Annotated in this window: 3 protein-coding genes; 1 reads left to right on the forward strand and 2 read right to left on the reverse strand. The window is 59.2% G+C overall.

The window, feature by feature from the left end:
• Positions 1-1,004: hypothetical protein (locus AC1DWI_RS19745; protein WP_477725525.1), on the reverse strand; the 1,004-nt coding region annotated here is incomplete at its 3' end.
• 59 nt (positions 1,005-1,063) lie between these two features.
• The gene (locus AC1DWI_RS19750; RefSeq protein ID WP_477725526.1) at positions 1,064-1,720 is read right to left on the reverse strand and encodes a Smr/MutS family protein; all 657 of its coding nucleotides are present in this window, start codon (positions 1,718-1,720) and stop codon (positions 1,064-1,066) included.
• A gap of 178 nt (positions 1,721-1,898) precedes the next feature.
• On the opposite strand from AC1DWI_RS19750, the gene AC1DWI_RS19755 reads away from it, so the two are divergent.
• Positions 1,899-2,501: a hypothetical protein gene (locus AC1DWI_RS19755; protein ID WP_477725527.1), complete on the forward strand. Its 603-nt coding sequence runs from the start codon at positions 1,899-1,901 to the stop codon at positions 2,499-2,501.
• Positions 2,502-2,705 lie beyond the last annotated feature (204 nt).

Consider the following 2,705-nt stretch of genomic DNA (forward strand, 5'->3'; position numbering starts at 1 on the left):
CCGTAGGGCGGTCCGCCGAAATCCCAGACCCAGTCGGTCCTGTCGTTGGCATGGAGCACAAAGAACTGGCCCGCGCCTGGCAGCGAGAAGTTTTTAGTGAGTTGCTCGCACAGCATCTGGCTATGCTGCGCCAGCGCGCGCCTTAAGCGGTCGTGCTGCTGCCCGTGAAGCACGTGGGGGTTTTTCCTGTCGTCAAACGCGGCTCTTTGCGCGGCCGGGACAACAGGCGCTTCTTCTCCCAGCCCCAGCAGGCTCCAGTAGATGTGCTGGTTCGCGTAGCCTTCCCGGCCGAATTTCCAGATACGCGCCGGCAGCCCGGTGTTGTCAAAATCGCTCGCTTCGCCGTTGGGTCCAAAGAAAACGGAAAGGCCTGCCGGGAAGAAGTATTTGTGCGGCCATTCAACCTGAACAAACGGGGCGTTCGTGCTGGGGTTGGCGATGTCGCCCGCCAAGGCCTTGCAGGCAGGGTGGCGGCATTTGGTGATCGGGTCCAGACGAACCGTTGCGCGGCAGGCCGTCCGCAAGTTATGGCCGTCTGAAGTGGATTTCTCCAGGCGATGGACCGCAAGGCTTTCCAGGTCACCATCGTCAGTGATCAGGTAATTCACGCCTGCGTATTTGACAAAACGCGGGTCGCTCAAGGTGCCAATATTGCCCAGGTTCGCTTTCAGCCGCAGCTTGTCTGACGGTCGACTGGCCGCCATGTTGATGTCGTAGACCTCGGCATAGGTAAACCGCCCCGAGCCTTGAATATTCCAGACAAGGAGATCATCAACGCCGTCGTTATCAGCATCAACAATTTGGCTTCCCTGCGAATAGTCATTAAAGCCAAGAATTTCCAGTTTTGCCTCGTCAAGGGCGGCGGTCTCAGCCTTCGTCAGCGGCCGGGCAGGGTCGACGAAGCGGCCCGCAGCCTTGGCGTTAACCAAGCCGGAAAGCCCGGCGCATACCTCGTCAGCGGGAGCTGCCAACGCCCCCATGTGAAAGGACACAAGCAAGCTCAAGGTGATGCAAATTCTTAACCGAAGCATTTTTAGTCTTTCCATGTGTTCGACGCCATGCCTTAGCCCTGTGCCAACAACACCACCAGCGCCCCGGCGCCGCCTTCGGCGGGCCGCGCTTGCACAAAGGCCAGCACCTCCTGCTTCTGGATCAGCCAGCTCTGCACCTTGCCCTTGAGCACCGGTGTCTTGCCCGGCGATCCCAGGCCTTTGCCATGCACCACGCGCACGCWGCGCCAGCCCACCTTGTGCGCATCCTTGATGAAGTGAGCCAGCGCTTCACGCGCATCCTCGCGGCGCAGGCCATGCAGGTCCAGCTGGCCCTGGATGCTCCAGCCGCCGCGGCGCAGCTTGCGCACCACGTCAGGCCCCATGCCGGGCCGCCTGAAGCTCAGTGCTTCATCGGTGTCCAGCAGCGTTTCCACGTCGAACTCGTCCGAGATGGCTTCACGCATCACCGCGAGTTCATCGCGCTGCTGCTGTACGGGGATGGGTGCTGCTTGCGTCGCCGGCAACGCCGCCTTGTGGCCCGGCAGGTGTTTGGCCGGCAGGGCCTTGACGGGGCCGACCGCGCGCGAGAAGAGTTCTTTCTCGGCCTTGGCCCTGGCGGCTGCTGCCACGCGCGCGGCTTCCTGTTCTTTTTCAAGCTTCGCGCGGGCTTCAATGTCCCGCTTGACGGCCTTGAGGTCCTGCAGGCTTTTGAGTGCGGGCGCTTTCATGATGCTTACTTTATCGTAGTGCTTCAGTACTCACCGATGTAGATAAACCACGCGTCGGGTCATTCAGCGGCAGATCTGGCGATGGCTACGTTACGATGTTCCGCTAACTTGCTGAGCGATATCAGGTCATCGACGCGCGTTCTGCCAGATCCGGATTTTGAATTGAGGGAGAGAAAAAATGAAACGGTCCACCGCCGTGCTTTGCGGAGTCCTGTTGCTCTGCATGGGTGTATTGGCTGTCAACAAGATCCAGGAATTTCGCATCGCGGTCGCCGAGAAAGAGGCGAGGGCGAAATGGGAAGCCTCTCCGGAAAAGGCTCGATGGGAAGCCTCTCCGGAAAAGGCTCGAGTGGACATGTTCAACAGGATCGAGATGAATCCGTGGTCTGCGGATATTGCAATGGCCCGGTTCCTGCCGCAGCGCTATTCACCGCAGGCTTCCGATTGGCAGGGCAAGGAAAAGCTCTTCTACAGCCAGCTGCTGTCGGGCGGAAAGTTTGCTGTGCTAGTTGTGCCGTTCCAGGTTGGGGGCTGGGCTGTCGACAGGGCAAGCCGGTCCATCATGACAGCGGAGCTCGCCGCAGGCGTCGCCAAATCACAGAAAGTGAAAATTCCTGACCCTTACCTGGTGGCAAAAGCGCTTGGTGAGGGACAGCGCCAGCTCAAGCAGGAAGAAATCTACAAACTTGCCGACGCCATTGGTGCAAAACGCATTGTCCGGGGCTACGCGGGGCAGGACCGGAAAAAACTGTCGAGGAAAAAGAACTGCTTGGCGCGCTGAACGGAAATATCCTGGAAGTGCGTGCAATGGCGGCGCTTGAAAAGAATCCCTTAAAACGCCTGTTGCAAAAGATCGATGAGAACAGGATTGCTACAGCCTACGGCACGATGACAACCAAAAAGGCAGTCGCCGAAGTGGCGGCGTTGAAGCTGCCCGGAACCATATGGCCGTTCATCGTGACGCGGGTTTTTGTAGAAACAGACC

Source organism: Polaromonas sp. P3_C2 (assembly GCF_056402675.1).